This is a genomic window from Bradyrhizobium sp. WYCCWR 12699 (assembly GCF_032144035.1).
Taxonomy (GTDB): Bacteria; Pseudomonadota; Alphaproteobacteria; order Rhizobiales; family Xanthobacteraceae; genus Bradyrhizobium.
On sequence record NZ_JAVTJN010000030.1, the window covers coordinates 203,229 to 217,760 of the forward strand.

Annotated in this window: 16 protein-coding genes and 2 pseudogenes; 12 read left to right on the top strand and 6 right to left on the bottom strand. The window is 62.7% G+C overall.

Annotated features, from left to right (window positions below):
* The first annotated feature begins 166 nt into the window (after nucleotides 1-166).
* The gene (locus RPS27_RS11770; RefSeq protein ID WP_014498598.1) at nucleotides 167-931 is read left to right on the top strand and encodes an IS5 family transposase; all 765 of its coding nucleotides are present in this window, start codon (nucleotides 167-169) and stop codon (nucleotides 929-931) included.
* Nucleotides 932-1,024: 93 nt separating this feature from the next.
* Nucleotides 1,025-2,269: a vanadium-dependent haloperoxidase gene (locus tag RPS27_RS11775; protein WP_063615322.1), complete on the top strand. Its 1,245-nt coding sequence runs from the start codon at nucleotides 1,025-1,027 to the stop codon at nucleotides 2,267-2,269.
* Nucleotides 2,270-2,382: 113 nt separating this feature from the next.
* Here the strand turns inward: RPS27_RS11775 and RPS27_RS11780 are convergent, their stop codons facing one another.
* Nucleotides 2,383-3,486, bottom strand: coding sequence for a DNA topoisomerase IB (locus RPS27_RS11780; protein ID WP_028141957.1), 1,104 nt, complete (start codon nucleotides 3,484-3,486; stop codon nucleotides 2,383-2,385).
* A 260-nt stretch (nucleotides 3,487-3,746) separates the two neighbouring features.
* Here RPS27_RS11780 and RPS27_RS11785 point away from each other — a divergent pair, with 260 nt between their 5' ends.
* Nucleotides 3,747-4,571, top strand: coding sequence for a ribonuclease HII (locus RPS27_RS11785; RefSeq protein ID WP_028141958.1), 825 nt, complete (start codon nucleotides 3,747-3,749; stop codon nucleotides 4,569-4,571).
* Nucleotides 4,572-4,599: 28 nt separating this feature from the next.
* Here RPS27_RS11785 and ligD (RPS27_RS11790) read toward each other — a convergent pair whose 3' ends face one another.
* The 3 genes from ligD (RPS27_RS11790) to RPS27_RS11800 are packed head-to-tail and all read right to left on the bottom strand — an operon-like array spanning nucleotide 4,600 to nucleotide 7,802.
* On the bottom strand, nucleotides 4,600-5,547 hold the full coding sequence (ligD, locus tag RPS27_RS11790; protein ID WP_152103473.1) for a non-homologous end-joining DNA ligase: 948 nt from the start codon (nucleotides 5,545-5,547) through the stop codon (nucleotides 4,600-4,602).
* A gap of 12 nt (nucleotides 5,548-5,559) precedes the next feature.
* Complete coding sequence (locus RPS27_RS11795; protein ID WP_313754015.1) at nucleotides 5,560-6,123, bottom strand: MOSC domain-containing protein; 564 nt, start codon at nucleotides 6,121-6,123, stop codon at nucleotides 5,560-5,562.
* Nucleotides 6,123-7,802, bottom strand: a complete 1,680-nt coding sequence (locus RPS27_RS11800) for a DNA polymerase/3'-5' exonuclease PolX (protein WP_028141961.1) — start codon at nucleotides 7,800-7,802, stop codon at nucleotides 6,123-6,125. The genes RPS27_RS11795 and RPS27_RS11800 overlap by 1 nt, the downstream gene beginning before the upstream one ends.
* A 536-nt stretch (nucleotides 7,803-8,338) precedes the next feature.
* Between RPS27_RS11800 and ligD (RPS27_RS11805) the strand changes: the two genes are divergently transcribed.
* The 4 genes from ligD (RPS27_RS11805) (at nucleotide 8,339) to RPS27_RS11820 (ending at nucleotide 10,110) form a co-directional block, all read left to right on the top strand.
* Nucleotides 8,339-9,229, top strand: a complete 891-nt coding sequence (gene ligD, locus RPS27_RS11805) for a non-homologous end-joining DNA ligase (RefSeq protein WP_049801901.1) — start codon at nucleotides 8,339-8,341, stop codon at nucleotides 9,227-9,229.
* A gap of 34 nt (nucleotides 9,230-9,263) precedes the next feature.
* Nucleotides 9,264-9,569 carry a hypothetical protein gene (locus RPS27_RS11810; RefSeq protein WP_049801902.1) on the top strand — a complete coding sequence of 102 codons (306 nt, stop codon included), beginning with the start codon at nucleotides 9,264-9,266 and terminating at the stop codon, nucleotides 9,567-9,569.
* Nucleotides 9,570-9,639: 70 nt separating this feature from the next.
* Nucleotides 9,640-9,843: a hypothetical protein gene (locus tag RPS27_RS11815; protein ID WP_038974728.1), complete on the top strand. Its 204-nt coding sequence runs from the start codon at nucleotides 9,640-9,642 to the stop codon at nucleotides 9,841-9,843.
* Nucleotides 9,844-9,924: 81 nt separating this feature from the next.
* Nucleotides 9,925-10,110 (top strand): DUF3606 domain-containing protein, encoded by a 186-nt coding sequence (locus RPS27_RS11820; RefSeq protein ID WP_028133503.1) that lies wholly within the window; start codon nucleotides 9,925-9,927, stop codon nucleotides 10,108-10,110.
* A gap of 30 nt (nucleotides 10,111-10,140) precedes the next feature.
* Here RPS27_RS11820 and RPS27_RS11825 read toward each other — a convergent pair whose 3' ends face one another.
* Nucleotides 10,141-10,353, bottom strand: a complete 213-nt coding sequence (locus RPS27_RS11825; protein ID WP_028141964.1) for a hypothetical protein — start codon at nucleotides 10,351-10,353, stop codon at nucleotides 10,141-10,143.
* A 199-nt stretch (nucleotides 10,354-10,552) separates the two neighbouring features.
* Between RPS27_RS11825 and RPS27_RS11830 the strand changes: the two genes are divergently transcribed.
* A complete protein-coding gene (locus RPS27_RS11830) occupies nucleotides 10,553-10,684 on the top strand; it encodes a hypothetical protein (protein WP_312017539.1) in 132 nt (43 codons plus the stop codon).
* A gap of 23 nt (nucleotides 10,685-10,707) precedes the next feature.
* On the opposite strand, the pseudogene RPS27_RS11835 reads toward RPS27_RS11830, so the two are convergent.
* Nucleotides 10,708-11,574: pseudogene (locus RPS27_RS11835) on the bottom strand (3'-5' exonuclease).
* Between the two features lie 251 nt (nucleotides 11,575-11,825).
* Between RPS27_RS11835 and RPS27_RS11840 the strand changes: the two are divergent.
* The 4 genes and pseudogenes from RPS27_RS11840 (at nucleotide 11,826) to RPS27_RS11855 (ending at nucleotide 14,348) form a co-directional block, all read left to right on the top strand.
* On the top strand, nucleotides 11,826-12,755 hold the full coding sequence (locus tag RPS27_RS11840) for a Ku protein (RefSeq protein WP_028141966.1): 930 nt from the start codon (nucleotides 11,826-11,828) through the stop codon (nucleotides 12,753-12,755).
* Complete coding sequence (locus RPS27_RS11845; protein ID WP_028141967.1) at nucleotides 12,752-13,087, top strand: hypothetical protein; 336 nt, start codon at nucleotides 12,752-12,754, stop codon at nucleotides 13,085-13,087. The genes RPS27_RS11840 and RPS27_RS11845 overlap by 4 nt, the downstream gene beginning before the upstream one ends.
* Entirely contained in the window at nucleotides 13,088-13,750 is a 663-nt protein-coding gene (locus RPS27_RS11850) for an HAD family hydrolase (RefSeq protein ID WP_028141968.1), read from the top strand.
* Between the two features lie 6 nt (nucleotides 13,751-13,756).
* Nucleotides 13,757-14,348: pseudogene (locus tag RPS27_RS11855) on the top strand (cell envelope biogenesis protein TolA).
* Nucleotides 14,349-14,532: the final 184 nt, after the last annotated feature.

A 14,532-nucleotide genomic window follows, 5' to 3' on the forward strand; every position in this document is an offset into this window, starting at 1 on the left:
CACGTTGGCTACTTCGCGGGGCTCGGCGCAACGCCTCAGATCTGCTTTGGGTCAGGAACGACAAAACTCAAGGTGAGCATAATCGGTCGGCTTTCGAGTGCATAGCGACCAGTTGAGCCCGACAGCCGAGCCATGATTCAAGCCACACAACGGAAGGGGCCGAATCATGCGCTACGAACTCACGGACTATGAGTGGTCCGTCATTAAGCCGATGTTGCCGAATAAGTCGCGCGGCGTGCCGCGGGTGAATGACCGTCGTGTCCTCAACGGCATCTTCTGGGTCTTGCGATCCGGAGCGCCATGGCGCGACCTGCCAGAAAACTTCGGTCCGTACACCACTTGCTACAATCGATTCGTTCGCTGGCGACGGGCCGGCGTGTGGGCCAAGCTCATGAGCGCACTGGCCGGCGCCCATGATGCTGCCGTGCAGATGATCGACACTTCCATTGTTCGCGTACATCAACATGGGGCCTGCATCACAAGAAACTGGCGTCAATCGATGGGAAGGTCACGCGGCGGTCTGACGAGCAAAATCCACGCGGTGGTCGACAGCAATGGTCTACCGGTACAACTTGCGTTGAGTCCTGGCGAGGCGCACGACGTTCGACTTGCCGGTAAACTGCTCTCTCGTTTGAGATCCGGATCAATGCTGCTCGCCGACCGCGGCTACGACGCTGACTGGATCAGGGAGCTTGCCATGAAAAAGGGCGCATGGGCCAATATCCCGCCGAAAAGCAATCGGACCGATCCGATCTGCTTCAGCCCGTATCTCTACCGCGCCCGCAACCGCGTCGAGCGGTTCTTCAACAGGATCAAACAATGCCGTCGGGTGGCGACGCGCTACGACAGGCTTGCTGGAAACTACCTTGCCTTCATCCAACTTGCATCTATCCGGCTATGGCTCGCCGCTCGTTATGAGTCCGCGCCCTAGTTCGAAAAACAGACTTGAGCGGAACCGGTAGCGATGTTTGCCTCGGCGCGCCCGGCTCTCACGCCTGGTCGGTCGCAGCAAACGGAGGCCTACATGAACCGAGCACCCCTGCGCCGCAGCATTCTCGCCGGACTGATGTTGTCGCTCCCTGTCACTTCTGCCTTTGCGGATGTCATTTCAGACTGGAATGAGCGAGCCGTCACTTTGCTGCTGGCCCAAAAGCTGGGACCGCCGGCGGCAGAGCGCGTGCTGGCGATGATGCACCTCGCGATGTTCGATGCAACCAACTCAGTGGAGCCGAGATACGCACCGTTCCTCACCAAGCTTCACATCAGCCGCGAAGTCTCCAAAGAAGTAGCGGCAGGCGTTGCTGCCGCAACCGTACTACTCGCGAGCAGCCCGGAGGCAAACGCGCCCGAGCTCAAACAAGCGCTCAGCAACGACCTTCAGCGCGTCCCCGACGGCCCAGCGAAGGAAGAAGGCATTAGAGTTGGCGAAACGGTGGCCGCGAAAATCCTGACGAACAGAAAGGACGACGGGTCCGCCGCGCCCGACGGCCATCGGCCCATCACCACTCCGGGCGTCTACGTTCCGACGCCCAGCCTGGTCGTCGCACAGTGGCCGGGCGTTCGACCCTTCGCGATGAATAAGGCTGACCAATTCCGACCGGAGCCGCCCGTTGCGCTCTCCAGCTCGGAATGGGCGCACGACTTCAACGAGATTTCCAAAGTCGGCCGCTTCGACAGCAAGTCCCGCACCGCGGATCAGACCGAAGCGGCCAAGTTCTGGATCTCGATCGGCGGCGACGTGTTCTATCCGCTCGCACGCGCTCTGATAGCCGCCAAGAAGCTAGACCAAACCGATAATTCCCGCATCTTTGCCTTGATCGCCGTCGCTCGGGCAGACAGCCTGATTGCAGTGTTCGACGCCAAGTACCACTACAATTTCTGGCGGCCGATTACGGCGATCCGCAATGGCGACAGGGATGACAACGCCGAAACAGAGAGGGACCCATTGTGGCGTCCGATCGCGGATACTCCGATGCACCCAGAATACCCATGCGCTCACTGTGTGCAGGCGTCTGCTATGTGTGCGGTTCTCGAAGCCGCATTGGGTACGACCACGTTCTCTGAGATCAGCATGACGAGCACCACTGCGCCGGGGGCTGAGCGCCGCTGGACAGACCTTAAATCATTCATCAACGCGGTGTCCGAAGCCCGGGTTTGGGCAGGCTTTCACTATCGGTTCTCGACAAGGGTCGGTCGTGAGATGGGGTATGAGATCGGCAAGTACGTCGTCAAGAATCTTCTCAGGCCGGTGGAAAGCGCGTCTAAGTGACTAACAACAGTTATTTGACCGAGGCCGGCCGGTGCGCTTGGCGAGTCCAGGCATGAAGATAGGGTAGGCCGTCCTTCGCGGCGCCGCCAGCGTGGTAAGCGTCGCAGGAGGCACTAGTCGGGGGCCTTCAAAGAATCGAGGCGTTTGCGGAGAAACGCGAACACCATGACTTCATCCGACGTGAGCTTGGCATACTGTCGCTTGAACTTCCGAGCGATCTTGGCTTCGATCATCTTGACAAGATCACCGGACATGTAGGCGTTCAGGACTTCCGGGTGCACGTAGCACTTGCGGCAAATGGCCGGCGTATTCCCGAGCTGCTTGGAGACGCTTTCGATCGCGGCGACGACGTTGCGCTTCGCCTCGGCCTGGCTGTCGTACTTCTTGAACTCGGTCAGCGCCAACGCCGCCAGAACCGTCCCCGCCCAAGTGCGGAAATCCTTGGCGCTGAAGTCCTCGCCCGTGATCTCCTTGATGTAAGCATTGACGTCGCCGGAATCGACCGTACGCGGCTGCCCGTCGTCGTCCAGGTACTTGAAGAGCTCATGTCCGGGGATTTCCGCGCAGCGCTTCACGATGGCGGCAATCCGCTTGTCCTCGACCCGAAGTTTCCACTGTTTGCCCGACTTGCCCGTGAAGTCGAACCGAAGGACGCCGCGACCCACCGCAACGTGCTTCCGTCGCATGGTGGTGAGCCCGTAGGATTTGTTTTTCTCGGCATACTCGGCGTTGCCGACCCGGATCAAAGTCTTCTCCAGAAGGCTGACGATCGTGGCAAGAACCTTCTCGCGAGGTAGTCCTTCCAGCTTCATGTCGGCCGCGACACGGTCGCGCAGCGCGGGCAACGCGGCTGCGAACTGGACGATGTGTTCGTACTTGTTCTGGTCGCGCAGCTCGCGCCATTTCGCGTGGTAGCGGTACTGCTTGCGGCCCCGCGCATCGAGCCCGGTCGCCTGGATGTGGCCGTTCGCCGAGGGGCAGATCCAAACGGATTCATAGGCCGGCGGGATACCGATGGACTTGATGCGCCGGATGACGGCGGCATCGGTGATGCGCTTGCCGTCCTTGTCGTAGTAGCTGAAGGTAGTCCCCGTCCGCTTGCGGGTGTAGCCGGGCGCGGAGTCGCTGACATAGCGAAGACCTTCTTCCGCAATGGCTGCTGCGACCTCGGCGGTGCGGTCCAGAACCTGTTCTTCGTTGCGAGTCTCTCGGAGCATGGGCCTGTTCCCTCGGAAGCACCCAGGGATCGAGGCTCCACTCCTTTCTAAAGGAACGGAGACAGCGGTTGGTTCCGTTCGTGAGATCGGCGGTTCGTAGATCAGATCAGTGGCCGCGCAAGATACTTGCCCTATCTGAAGCCGGCGGTTCCTTTCGACGGTCCGCTGCGCAGGCCGACGATGGCTGCAAGGCCGAGCTTCAGACAATCGCCACAAAGTTTACGGACACGCTTTCCCAATTAGTCTGTGCGAAGGCCGCTATGTCCCAATATTCGCTCGACGTGCTGCGCCAGCGCTATGTCGTCGAGAAAAGACCGCTTGAGGCCAATGTCGAGCAAATCTTGCGGGCCGACACCCGCGCGGGAGCTCGCGCCATCCTAGCTTCGATCGATAAGAGGCGCTTCGAAAACAGGTCCGAAGGACAGCGCCTCCGCAAGATGCTCCGCTTCGAGACCTCTCTTTGGGAAAGCGGCCGTCTTGTTGTTGCAGGTGTGGACGAGGCCGGAATGAGCCCTCTTGCGGGGCCAGTGTCCGCGGGCGCGGTGATCCTGAAGCCTGGCACGCGGATTGTTGGAATCGACGACTCGAAGAAACTCGACGCCGCGGCTCGCGAGGAGCTGGCGAAGGAGATCAAGGCAAAGGCGGAGAGTTGGTGTGTGGCGTTCGTGGAGGTAGAGGAGATCGACACGATCAATATCTACTGGGCGGGCATCCAGGCCATGCAGCGCGCGGTCAGGGGACTAGGATCGACGCCGCAGCACTTGCTGATCGATGCAAAGCGGTTGAAGGAAGTCGACATTCCTCAGCAGGCCATCATCAAGGGCGACGCCAAGTCCGCGAGCATCGCTGCTGCGTCGATCTTGGCGAAAGTCGAGCGCGACAGGGTCATGCGGACGCTCGACGCCCGCCACCCCGGCTACGGCTTCGCGGATCACAAAGGCTACCCGGTGCCGGCTCATTACGAAGCTCTCGCCAGGCTTGGTGCATGCGCAGCTCACCGGAGGTCGTTCGGACCCATTCGCAAGGCTCTCGGGTTGCCGCCCCTGCCGCCGTGGCCTTCTGCATCTGAGCGCGCCGGCGGTTGACCGAGTCGGACATCTCTTCACGGCGGCGCTATCTTCGCGACCAACTCTTCTCGCGAACGACGTCCTCAGCCTTTTTGTCTGACCGCAGGCCAAGATAGACTGGCTGGCGCAGCTCTCCCTTGCTGGTCCACTCCGCGAACTTCACCTCTGCGACCAGTGAAGGACGGACCCAGGTCGTGACCTGCTCATCCTTTACCCTGGCGGGAAAGGGCGACTTGGGCGTCTTGAGCTTCAGGAGCTTGCCGTGAAGCTCTCCGAGAACCTGGTGGCTGAAGCCGGTGCCGACGTGGCCAATGTACCGCCAGGCTTCGCCTTCGCGTACCGCCAGCACAAGGGCACCGAAGAAGGGCCGGGTCCGCCTCGGCGCCGTGAACCCGGCGATGACGACCTCCTGCCGCTGCGCGGTCTTCACCTTCAGCCAATCGGCTGTCCGGCGTCCGGACGCATACGGGCTGTCGGCGCGCTTGGCCATGATACCTTCGAGATGTCTCCGCTCGGCTTCTGCGAAGAACTTTGTGCCACTGCCTTTGCGGTGCTTGCTGAAGGCGATGAGCTTGTGGCGCGGCAGGAGGGCCTTGAGCCGCTGCTTGCGCTCGAGCAGCGGCAGCGTGCGTAGGTCCTCTCCGTCCGCGAACATGAGGTCGAACGCGCAGTACAGAAGCTTGGCCTCATGGCGCAGGGCGTTCTGGAGCAATTGGAAATGCGATGCGCCGTCCTTGCCGATCGCGACGAGCTCGCCATCGATCACGGCATCCGCCTTCACGCCCTCTAGCGATTTCGCAACCTCGACATAGGAGTGGCTGATGATTTTCCCGTTGCGGCTGTAGAGCGCGACCCGACCACGCCGGATTTCGGCCACCATGCGAAAACCATCGAATTTGTCCTCGAAGACCCAGTCGGGATCGTCGAACGGCGCATCCGTCAGCGTGGCCAGCATGGGCTGCAGGCGAAGAGGCAAGGTCGATTTTCGGGCCATGGCAGGGGCTCTCTACAGGGCCGGCAAAGGCCGAAACGAGGAGGATGGAAGGCGAACCCGCGCGCTGTCGCCGGCTACGACCGGTCCCCCGGCCCGGACCACGCCCAGCACTCCAGATTTGAACGCAGGGCCCGTTTCCGCCGACGAGAGCACCTGTCGCTTCAGGCCGGCCCGGAAGCGGTCGATGAGGACACAGGGCGTCCGGAGGCCCGTCAGCTCGACGACCGCGGACGGGCCGAGCTCGATTAGAGTCCCGAGCGGCATCCGTTCCAGGTCCAATCCGGCGGTGGTGACGTTCTCGCCGAGGTCGCCTGCGCCAACGTCGAAGCCAGCTTCTAGGAGGGACGGGAAGAGTTCGGACGGGATCAAGTGGACTTGCCGGAGATTGGGCAGGCGGGGCCGGCGGCGCGCCAAATAGCGGTGCCGGACGAAAGGGCCGGCGTGGGCGTCGCCTTCGACGCCGTGGCCTTGCACCAGGATTATGCGCTCCTGAGTTAGTTTGCTGAAGTGGTGCCCGCGATCGGCGGCGACCGCCACGACCCTGCCCTCGAGCGCCAGATCGTGCCCCTCCGACATCAGGCGGCGCGGGCGAGCGAGCGCCGCTTCTGGCGTAGGTAGCGCGTGATTTCTAAGAGCGGCATCGCGTTCAGGACCCGCTCGGCAGGGACACTGCCCTTGCGGGCCATCAGGACGCCCCAGCGCATGTGGTCGAGCTCGGGAATCGAGTGCGCGTCCGGATTGATGCTCAGCATGCAGCCGAACTCGAGCGCAGCCTGGTGCCAGCGCCAGTCCAGGTCGAGCCGCCATGGGTGAGCGTTGATCTCGACGACAACGTCGTGCTTGGCGCAGGCCCGCAGCACCTTCTCGACGTCGATTTCGTAGCCCGGCCGCCGCTGGAGTTGTCGCCCCGTCATGTGGCCGATGATGGTGGTGTGAGGGTCGGAAATAGCCCGAAGCAGGCGCTGCGTCTGCGCCTTGCGATTCAGCTTGAAGCGCCCGTGGATGCTGGCCACCACGAAGTCGAAGCGCTCCAGCACCTCGTCGTCGTAGTCGAGCGACCCGTCCGCCAGGATGTCGGACTCGATGCCCTTGAGGATCCGGAAGTTCTTTCCGTAGCGCTTGTTCAGTCGATCAGCTTCCCGGTGCTGCTGCGCGATCTCCTCAACGGAGAGACCGCCGGCATAGTGGGCGGACTTGGAATGGTCCGCCACGCCGAAATACTCGAAGCCCCGCTGGCGCGTGGCCTTGGCCATGGTCTCCAGTGTCTCGGTGCCGTCGGAGGCATCAGTGTGGCAGTGAAGAATGCCGCGGAGGTCCTGGTCGGTGACGAGCTTCGGGAGCTTGCCTTTCAGAGCCGCCTCGATCTCGCCGCGCCCCTCCCGGAGCTCAGGGTCGATGAAGGGCAGACCGAGGGCGCGGTAGATCTCAGCCTCCTCGCCGGCGATCAGCATGCGGCCCTTGTGCAGGCCGTCAGCGTCAAACCGCATGCCCTTCTCGGCGGCCCGGGCTTGGAGCTGCTCGATGTGGCCGGCGGACCCGGTGGCGAAGAGAAGGGCGGCGCCGAAGTGCTTGCGGTCGGATACTCGGATTTGCAGCCCGTCGGCCGATGGCGTCGATGTCTTGTCCGGCTTGGCAGCCTCGGCAACAATCGCGAGGTCGCCGATGAGTTCGCAGCCGCGGCGGAAATCGCCGGCGATCGTCACCCGCTTGAGTTCGGGGCGGGACTTGCGGATGAAATCCTTCGCATGCGCGAGCAGCGCGGCAGCGCGGTGCAGGTGGAGGCGGCCTTCTCCGCTTTTGGCGATCGCCAGGTTCTGCAGGATCTTGGCCTGCAGGGCGGCGCCGAGTCCTTTTGCCTTCTTGATGCGGTCATCCTTGGCAGCGGCCTCCAACTCCGATAGCGAGCCGATGCCGAGATCCTTGTATAGGCGCAGCACCTTCTCCGGACGAAGGCCGGGCACAGCGAGCATCTCGAGCACGCCCGCAGGAATCTCCTTCCGTAGCTTTTCGAGGCTAGGATGACTGCCCGTCTTCTGAACCTTGGTGATGATGTCGGCAATCGCATCGCCGACGCCCGGGATCTCGGTAAGGCGATCTTCGGCGACGAGCACGTTCAAAGGAACGGCCAGGGCCGCGAGGCTGTCGGCGGCCCGAGAGTAGGCTTTCGCCCGATAGGGATTGCCGCCTCGCAAGGCAGTGCGCTGCGCGTACTCCCGCAGAAGAGTTGCCACCCCGCGCGCATCGAGCGGAGGCATTCAGCCAGCCTCCCGACCGGGGCTTTGCGATGCCGCCGGAGCTGGACGGCCGCCGGAGCGGCCACTTGGCCGCCGATCGAGAGAGGCCTCGAGCTTCTGGGCTGCACGAAAGTCATCAAGGTGTTGGACATTGGGGCCGTAGGCAGCCTCCTTCTTGAGGAGATTGTAGATCCGGCCGGCCACCAGTTGCAGATGCTTCATCTTGCCCCGCGGCATGGATCTCGCTCTGCAGAGAGCCCGGACGGCGTAGGCGCGGAAATAGTCGAATGCGTCTGACATGATGTCAGTAAACGCGGGCTCTCGCCGGGAGTTCGATGGACGCTGCGAGGACTTGATCGCCCGTCGCAGCTTTGCGCAAACACGCGAAAAGTGCTGTCCCTGGAACTCCTCGCCGCCTTCGAAGTTGCGAGACTCGTTGATTGAGGTAGGTAGACTGCCCGCCGTCGGCCCCAACCCGGCGGCGGGTTTTTTGTGAGTTGAGTAGCGTGGCAAAGCGTACAAAGGCGCCTCGGGCCGAAGTGCCGGAGGTCCCTCCCATGCCGGGGTTCATCGGACCCCAGTTGGCGACCCTGAAGATCAAGGCACCTTCGGGATCCCAATGGATTCACGAAGTCAAATACGACGGCTACCGGATCCAGCTCCGGATCGACGGTGACGACCGGCGGGCCTACACCCGTAACGGCTACAACTGGATCAGCAAGTTCTCAAGGATTGCGGGTGCCTTCGATATCGAAGGACAGGCCATCGTCGACGGCGAGGTTGTCGTTATCCATGATGGGCGCACGAACTTCTCCGAGCTGCAGGCAGACCTCGGCAGAGGCGATCAGGATCGACTGGTCTACTTCGCTTTCGATTTGCTGTGGCTGGATGGCAGAGATCTGCGCAAGGAGCCGCAGATCGAGCGGAAGAGGCTGCTCAAGGATCTGATCGAGGAGCACGACCTCAGAGAGCCCGTCCTCTATAGCGAGCACCACGAAGGGGACGGCCAGGCACTGTTCGCCGCAGCGACCAAGCTGAATTACGAAGGCATCGTCTCCAAGCGGGTGGACGCACCATACCGATCGGATCGGGTCGAGGCTTGGCAGAAGATCAAAGTCATTCAGAAGGGCAAGTTTCCCGTAGTCGGCTTCATCAAGGACCCATCCGGTGTGGCCGCGCTTTATTTGGGCAAGAAGGAAGGCAAGGATCTGGTCTACATGGGAAAGGTCGGGACCGGATGGAGCCGAACCACCTCGGCGCAGATCCGCAAGGCGCTCGACACCGTGGTAAGCCCGAAGCAAAAGCTGACCAAGGCCATCAGAAAGCCGAAGGCCACTTGGGTCGAACCCAAGTTCTATGCCGATATCGAGTACCGCGACATCACCACCGAAGGTCTGCTGCGGGCCAGCTCGTTCAAAGGGCTGAGCAAAGGAACGCGCCGATCATAGCCGCGTTTTCCTGCGGAGTATGTGGAGTACCGGCATGGATCCGGAAAGGCGAGTTGCGAAGGCCTTGGAAGACGCACAAGGCATCTTGGCCCGGTATGTCGAGCCCGGCCCCAGAGATTGCGAGCAAACCATAAACAAGCTGCTCAGTGTGCTCGACGACGAAACTGTCGTGCAGGCCCTCAAGGATTCGAAGATGGAAAAGCCCACAACAGAACAACTCGACGAGCTCAAGCGGCTCAGTGCAATCGCCCGCGTGCCGGACGAATCGGAGATCGTGACTTCGAAGGAAGAAGCCGAAATCCGGATCCGCGATCTGAAAGACAAGGCTCGGATGGAGTGAGACGATCCCCGGACGACGTCCAGAGCGAAGATCTCGGTCGGTGAAGGGACGTCGATCCAGGACATCCGGCATGAACCCGATGGACACGTTCGATCCCGATATGCCGTGCCGCGTTCGCGATGGTCTGAACGACCAGATCATCGAATGGAGCGCTCAGTGGGCTTCGATGTACCACGAGCACGCGTCGAAATGGGATGAAGGCGTCATTTCCTGGGACGGCCTTTTGCTTAACGGGTGGGCGCCCATCGTTCCGAGCCATCCTTGCAGTCACTGAAGCGTCGCAGCGAAGCCGGCTGGGAACTCGCGATTCCTTGCGGCGTTGCACCTCATCGAACATTCGCAAGAGGAGGAGCCGATGGCGGCAGCGAAGAAGAAGACCGCACGTGGACGCAAGCAGGACCGGGCACGCGTCGCGAAGGGACAGGACTACGAAGTCCGCTACGAAGCGAAGAAGACCGGCCGCTCCGCATCGGCCGTGAAGAAGGCCGTCAAGAAGGTCGGCAACAGCCGCAAGCGGGTCGAGAAGCGTCTCGGGCGGTAGGTCCTGACCGGCCGCTCCGCTGTTCGCGTGTCAGGCCTCGCCGGGCCCGGAGAAGATTGAGGTTGGAGGCGTCGTGCGAGGCAGGGGAAGCGGGCGCTCGGGCGGGGAGGATCGCAATGCCTGGCCGCCCTTCGCATCATACCGCTTCGCCAGGTCGAGGAGGCGTCGCCGGGTGAATGGGTCGGCTCTTTCGGCAATGGTCCGGACCCGGTGCGCGAGACCCCGATAGAATTCCTGCTCCATGGCGCTCCCCACGACATCACTCGTCAAATTTGAGTGGCCTGCACTCGGGGAGTCAAGCGGCGTAGGCGCGGAGGTCTGAAAACTTTCCAACACGCCTTGTACCGACGCCTCAGGCAGGCCTAAGCTGCCGGCGGCAGGAAAATTCGACATGACTGTGCTGCACCCGATCCGGAAGGCGTGTCCGGCCTGCGGAAGGCCCATGAAGGTCGTCAAGAACGATGCGGACCCCGGCAGGGAGCGCTATGTCTGTCCGGTTTGCGACAACGATCCTTTGCACGACCCTGCCGCTCGCAAGTGGGTGGATAGCCCGCTGAAGCCACCGGCGGACTGAGCTCTCGTCAGCCGGAACGGTCGTTAGATGCGGCTGGAGAACCGGGTGAAGGCGGTCAGCCTTTGCACGTTGGGCTCGACGTCCTGCATGTAGATCTCGGTCCGGAGGAACGCGATCTCATCGTCGAGCGCGCTCTCGTCGACGTCTCTGAACCAGGACTTTGCCCTGCCGTCGCTGCCGTCGTTCCAGCGATAGCCCCTGCGTTTCAGCGAGTCCTTGAGCTCGAACGCGGTCTGCTCCGCCCAGACCCGCATCGTCGGCTTGCGGGCGGTCTCCAGCAGGAGCGCCAGTGCGGACGAGCCAGTCGGCGGCAATTCGAGAGCGAGAACCTCCAGCAAGGCGTGGCAATCGTCGACTGCCCGGTGCGCCTGATGGAAGAAACCGGCACCGTTCAGCAGATAGCCGAGTTGCGCTCCCGCGAAGCCGTGTTTGCGCCAGTCGATCTCGCTCATGCTGCAGCCCCAGGCCTTGTGCTCGAACACGGGCCATTAGCGCTCGACGAACCTTCTGTCGAAAGAGCTGTTATGCGCGATCGTAATGACCCCGCTTTCGGCGAAGGTCGTGACGGCGCCATCGTCGAATTTTTGACCGGCAACCACTTCGTTGGTGATCCCGGTCAGTGCCGTCACTTCCGCGGTGATCGGCGCACTCGGTTCGTTGAAAGCGGAGAACGTGTCTCTGACGCCGACGATCCGCCCCTCCGGCGTGTAGTCGAACTTGACCATCCCGAGCTCGATGATCTCGTCTTTCACGTGGTCGAGGCCGGTTGTCTCCGTATCGAGCAGAATGCCGGTCCTGACCTCCTGCCCGGCGTCCGGCGTGTAGGGAGACCGGGGGATCAGGCGTCGAAGGACCCTGTAATCGGTCGATTGAGCCAACGCGTCGGCCATTGCGGCCAAGTCCGCCGGGTTCAGAGTTTGCCCGCATCTGAGGGGCTGGGTCAGGGCGTCCATGGGTGCACAATACCGGCCAAAAGCTCCACGAGGTACCTGGAAAACAAGCGATTCACGACGTTTTCGAACGTGCCCGGGGGCGCTGCGGGCAGATGGCCAATTTTCCTGTTGGCGAACCCCGAGCATGTCGGAACCGGTAGGCTCCGTTCGTCTTGAATCCAGCACCGTCCCTCCGGAGTATCGCGTTCATGGCCCCCCGCGCCAATTGGAAAGGCTTCCTGCGCCTCTCGCTCGTCACTTGCCCGGTGGCGCTGTATCCGGCGACCTCGGAGAGCGAGAAGATCTCGTTCAACCAGCTAAACCGCGCGACCGGCCACCGGATCAAGTATCTCAAAGTGGACGCCGACACCGGCGACGAGGTCCCGAACGAGGACATCGTGAAGGGCTACAAGGTCGACACCGACACCTTCATCGAGGTCACCAAAGAAGAACTCGAAAACGTCGCCCTGGAATCCACTCGCACCATCGAGATCGACGAGTTCGTCGACAAGACCGACATCGATCCGCGCTACCTCATCCGCCCCTACTATCTGCGTCCGGACGGCAAGGTCGGTCACGACGCCTTCGCGGTGATCCGCGAGACCATTCGGGAGATGGACAAGGTCGCGATCGGACGGGTCGTCCTGACCAACCGCGAGCACATCATCGCGCTTGAGCCCCTGGAGAAAGGCCTGATGGGGACGCTGCTGCGCTACCCCTACGAAGTGCGCGACCCGAAGCAGTATTTCGACGAGATCGATGACGTCAAAGTCACCAAGGACATGCTCGATCTCGCTCGGCACATCGTCGAGCAGAAGGCCGGCAATTTCGAACCTGACAAATTCGAGGATCAGTACGAAACCGCCCTGGTCGATCTCATCAACCAGAAGCGCGCAGGCAAACCGATTACGCCGAAGGAACGTCCGCGCGGCGAGAACGTCGTCGACCTGATGGACGCGCTGCGCAAGAGCGTCGGTGGTGCTGCAGCCTCGCCGCCGGCTTCGAAGAAACCGGCCAAGAAATCGAAGAAGGCGGCGGCTGGCCAGAAAGAAATGCTGATGCCGATCGCGGGCAAGAAGCCCGCGAAGGAAGCGGCCGCGAAGAAGCCGGCCACAGGGGCCCGGCGAAAGTCGGCGTGAAGTATCCGGTGACACCGGACGGCCGCTACTTCGTCGTCCGCGGCCGGCTTTGGCGGATGGCCAACCCGGGCCTTGATGAGGCGCAGAGATCGAAGCTGACAAAGCGACTCATGACAGCCAGGCGGGCTGTCCGGGACGCCAAGGCGCAGCAAGATCCGAAGGCCGAAGCGGTCGCCCATCATGCCGTGAACGATGCCAAGACGGCGCTCGGCGAGCGGGGCCCCGTCTGGTCGGGCGATGGTTCGCCCGACCTCAACCGCCACATGGCGAAGAATACGATCTACGCCGACTGGTACGCGAAGACAGGGCGGTCCCGCCCGGGAGGATCCTGAATGCCCAGAGCCGCCATCTTCGACGTGGACGGGACCCTTCTCGACTCCGTCGATCTCCACGCTCTCGCCTGGCACGAAGCCATGGTGAAGTTCGGTCACGACGTCAGCTTCGAGCAGGCGAGAAGCCAGATCGGCCAGGGCGGCGATAAGCTGATTCCGCATTTCCTCACGGCCGAGGCGCAGCGCGACCACGGCAGCGAGATGGAGGAATGGCGCGGCAAGCGCTTCAAGAGCGAATACCTGCCGCTGGTGCGTCCCTTCTCCGCGGTACCGGATCTGCTGCGGCGCGTGCACGATGCCGGGCTCCGCATCGCCGTCGCGTCCTCCGCCAAGAAGGACGAGCTCGAAAAGTACCTGGAGATCGCCGGCATCGCCGACCTGGTCGATGTCACCACCAGTTCGGATGATGCAAAGGGATCCAAGCCGGCCCCCGACATCTTCGAGGTCGCTCTGGGCAAGCTCGGGATCGGAGGCGCAGATGCCGTCGCGGTCGGCGACACCCCCTACGATGCCGAGGCGGCGGGCAAAGCCGGCATCCGGACGATCGGCGTGCTTTGCGGCGGGTTTACCGAAGCAGCGCTGTGGCAGGCCGGTTGCGCCGAAGTCCGCCCCGGGCCGGCAACATTGCTGGCCTGCTTCGCGGGTTCGCTCCTCGCAAAGTAGACGCCCATGGCGCGCAAGCTGAAGACCTACCAGACCTCGCTCGGGTTCTAGATCTCGCGATCGCGGCGCCGTCCATGAAGGCCGCGCTGGAAGCGTGGGGCGCCGGCAGCAATCTCTTTCCACCAAGGCTTTGCCAAGGAGACCGACGATCCGGACGTCGTCGCGGCGGCCATGGCGAAGCCCGGCGTGGTGTTGAAGCGGCCGGCCGGATCGAGCGGGCCGTTTGCCGAGCACGCCGACCTGCCGGACCGACCAAGCCGAAGAAAAGCCGTCGTCCGGAGCCGAGGCGACGAACCGCTCCCAACATCAGCGTCAAGGATCCGCGCAAGGCGGCCGCGCAGTTCGAGCGGGAGCAGAGGCGGCGCGATGCTGAGCGCCGCAAGGAAGAGGCGGCCCGGGAGCAGGAGCGGCTAGGCGCGAGAAGGCGATCGCGAAGGCGCAGGCTGCGCTGGACGCCGCGCAGCGGGAGCACGACGAACGATCGGAACATCTGGAAGCGGAGCGGTGCGACGTCGAGAAGCGCGTCGAGGCCGAGGATGCGCGATGGGAAGGTGAAAGGGAGAAGCTCAGGGACGCCCTGCACCGCGCCCGGGAATAGGCCGGCAATTCCCCATTAACCGTCCCGAATCCTGGGGCGAATTTTTTGCGTCGGCCCCTTGAAACTTTTTTCGAGATTCGTAATTTTTTCGTCGTCGCCATCATGGCGACCGGGATGCCGTCAGGGTCCCGCCACTCGAGACGGGCACCGGTCGTGTCCGGTGCCGCTCAACCATTTTGCTCCT

Excerpts from the sequence above, each read along its gene's own strand:
- RPS27_RS11850 (WP_028141968.1), top strand. The coding sequence starts at position 13,088 with ATGCCCAGAGCCGCCATCTTCGACGTGGACGGGACCCTTCTCGACTCC.
- RPS27_RS11795 (WP_313754015.1), bottom strand. The coding sequence starts at position 6,123 with ATGTCGGAGGGGCACGATCTGGCGCTCGAGGGCAGGGTCGTGGCGGTC.
- ligD (WP_049801901.1), top strand. The coding sequence starts at position 8,339 with ATGCCGGGGTTCATCGGACCCCAGTTGGCGACCCTGAAGATCAAGGCA.
- RPS27_RS11810 (WP_049801902.1), top strand. The coding sequence starts at position 9,264 with ATGGATCCGGAAAGGCGAGTTGCGAAGGCCTTGGAAGACGCACAAGGC.
- RPS27_RS11840 (WP_028141966.1), top strand. The coding sequence starts at position 11,826 with ATGGCCCCCCGCGCCAATTGGAAAGGCTTCCTGCGCCTCTCGCTCGTC.
- RPS27_RS11815 (WP_038974728.1), top strand. The coding sequence starts at position 9,640 with ATGAACCCGATGGACACGTTCGATCCCGATATGCCGTGCCGCGTTCGC.
- RPS27_RS11780 (WP_028141957.1), bottom strand. The coding sequence starts at position 3,486 with ATGCTCCGAGAGACTCGCAACGAAGAACAGGTTCTGGACCGCACCGCC.
- ligD (WP_152103473.1), bottom strand. The coding sequence starts at position 5,547 with ATGGCCCGAAAATCGACCTTGCCTCTTCGCCTGCAGCCCATGCTGGCC.
- RPS27_RS11830 (WP_312017539.1), top strand. The coding sequence starts at position 10,553 with ATGAAGGTCGTCAAGAACGATGCGGACCCCGGCAGGGAGCGCTATGTC.
- RPS27_RS11800 (WP_028141961.1), bottom strand. The coding sequence starts at position 7,802 with ATGCCTCCGCTCGATGCGCGCGGGGTGGCAACTCTTCTGCGGGAGTAC.
- RPS27_RS11785 (WP_028141958.1), top strand. The coding sequence starts at position 3,747 with ATGTCCCAATATTCGCTCGACGTGCTGCGCCAGCGCTATGTCGTCGAG.
- RPS27_RS11775 (WP_063615322.1), top strand. The coding sequence starts at position 1,025 with ATGAACCGAGCACCCCTGCGCCGCAGCATTCTCGCCGGACTGATGTTG.
- RPS27_RS11825 (WP_028141964.1), bottom strand. The coding sequence starts at position 10,353 with ATGGAGCAGGAATTCTATCGGGGTCTCGCGCACCGGGTCCGGACCATT.
- RPS27_RS11820 (WP_028133503.1), top strand. The coding sequence starts at position 9,925 with ATGGCGGCAGCGAAGAAGAAGACCGCACGTGGACGCAAGCAGGACCGG.
- RPS27_RS11770 (WP_014498598.1), top strand. The coding sequence starts at position 167 with ATGCGCTACGAACTCACGGACTATGAGTGGTCCGTCATTAAGCCGATG.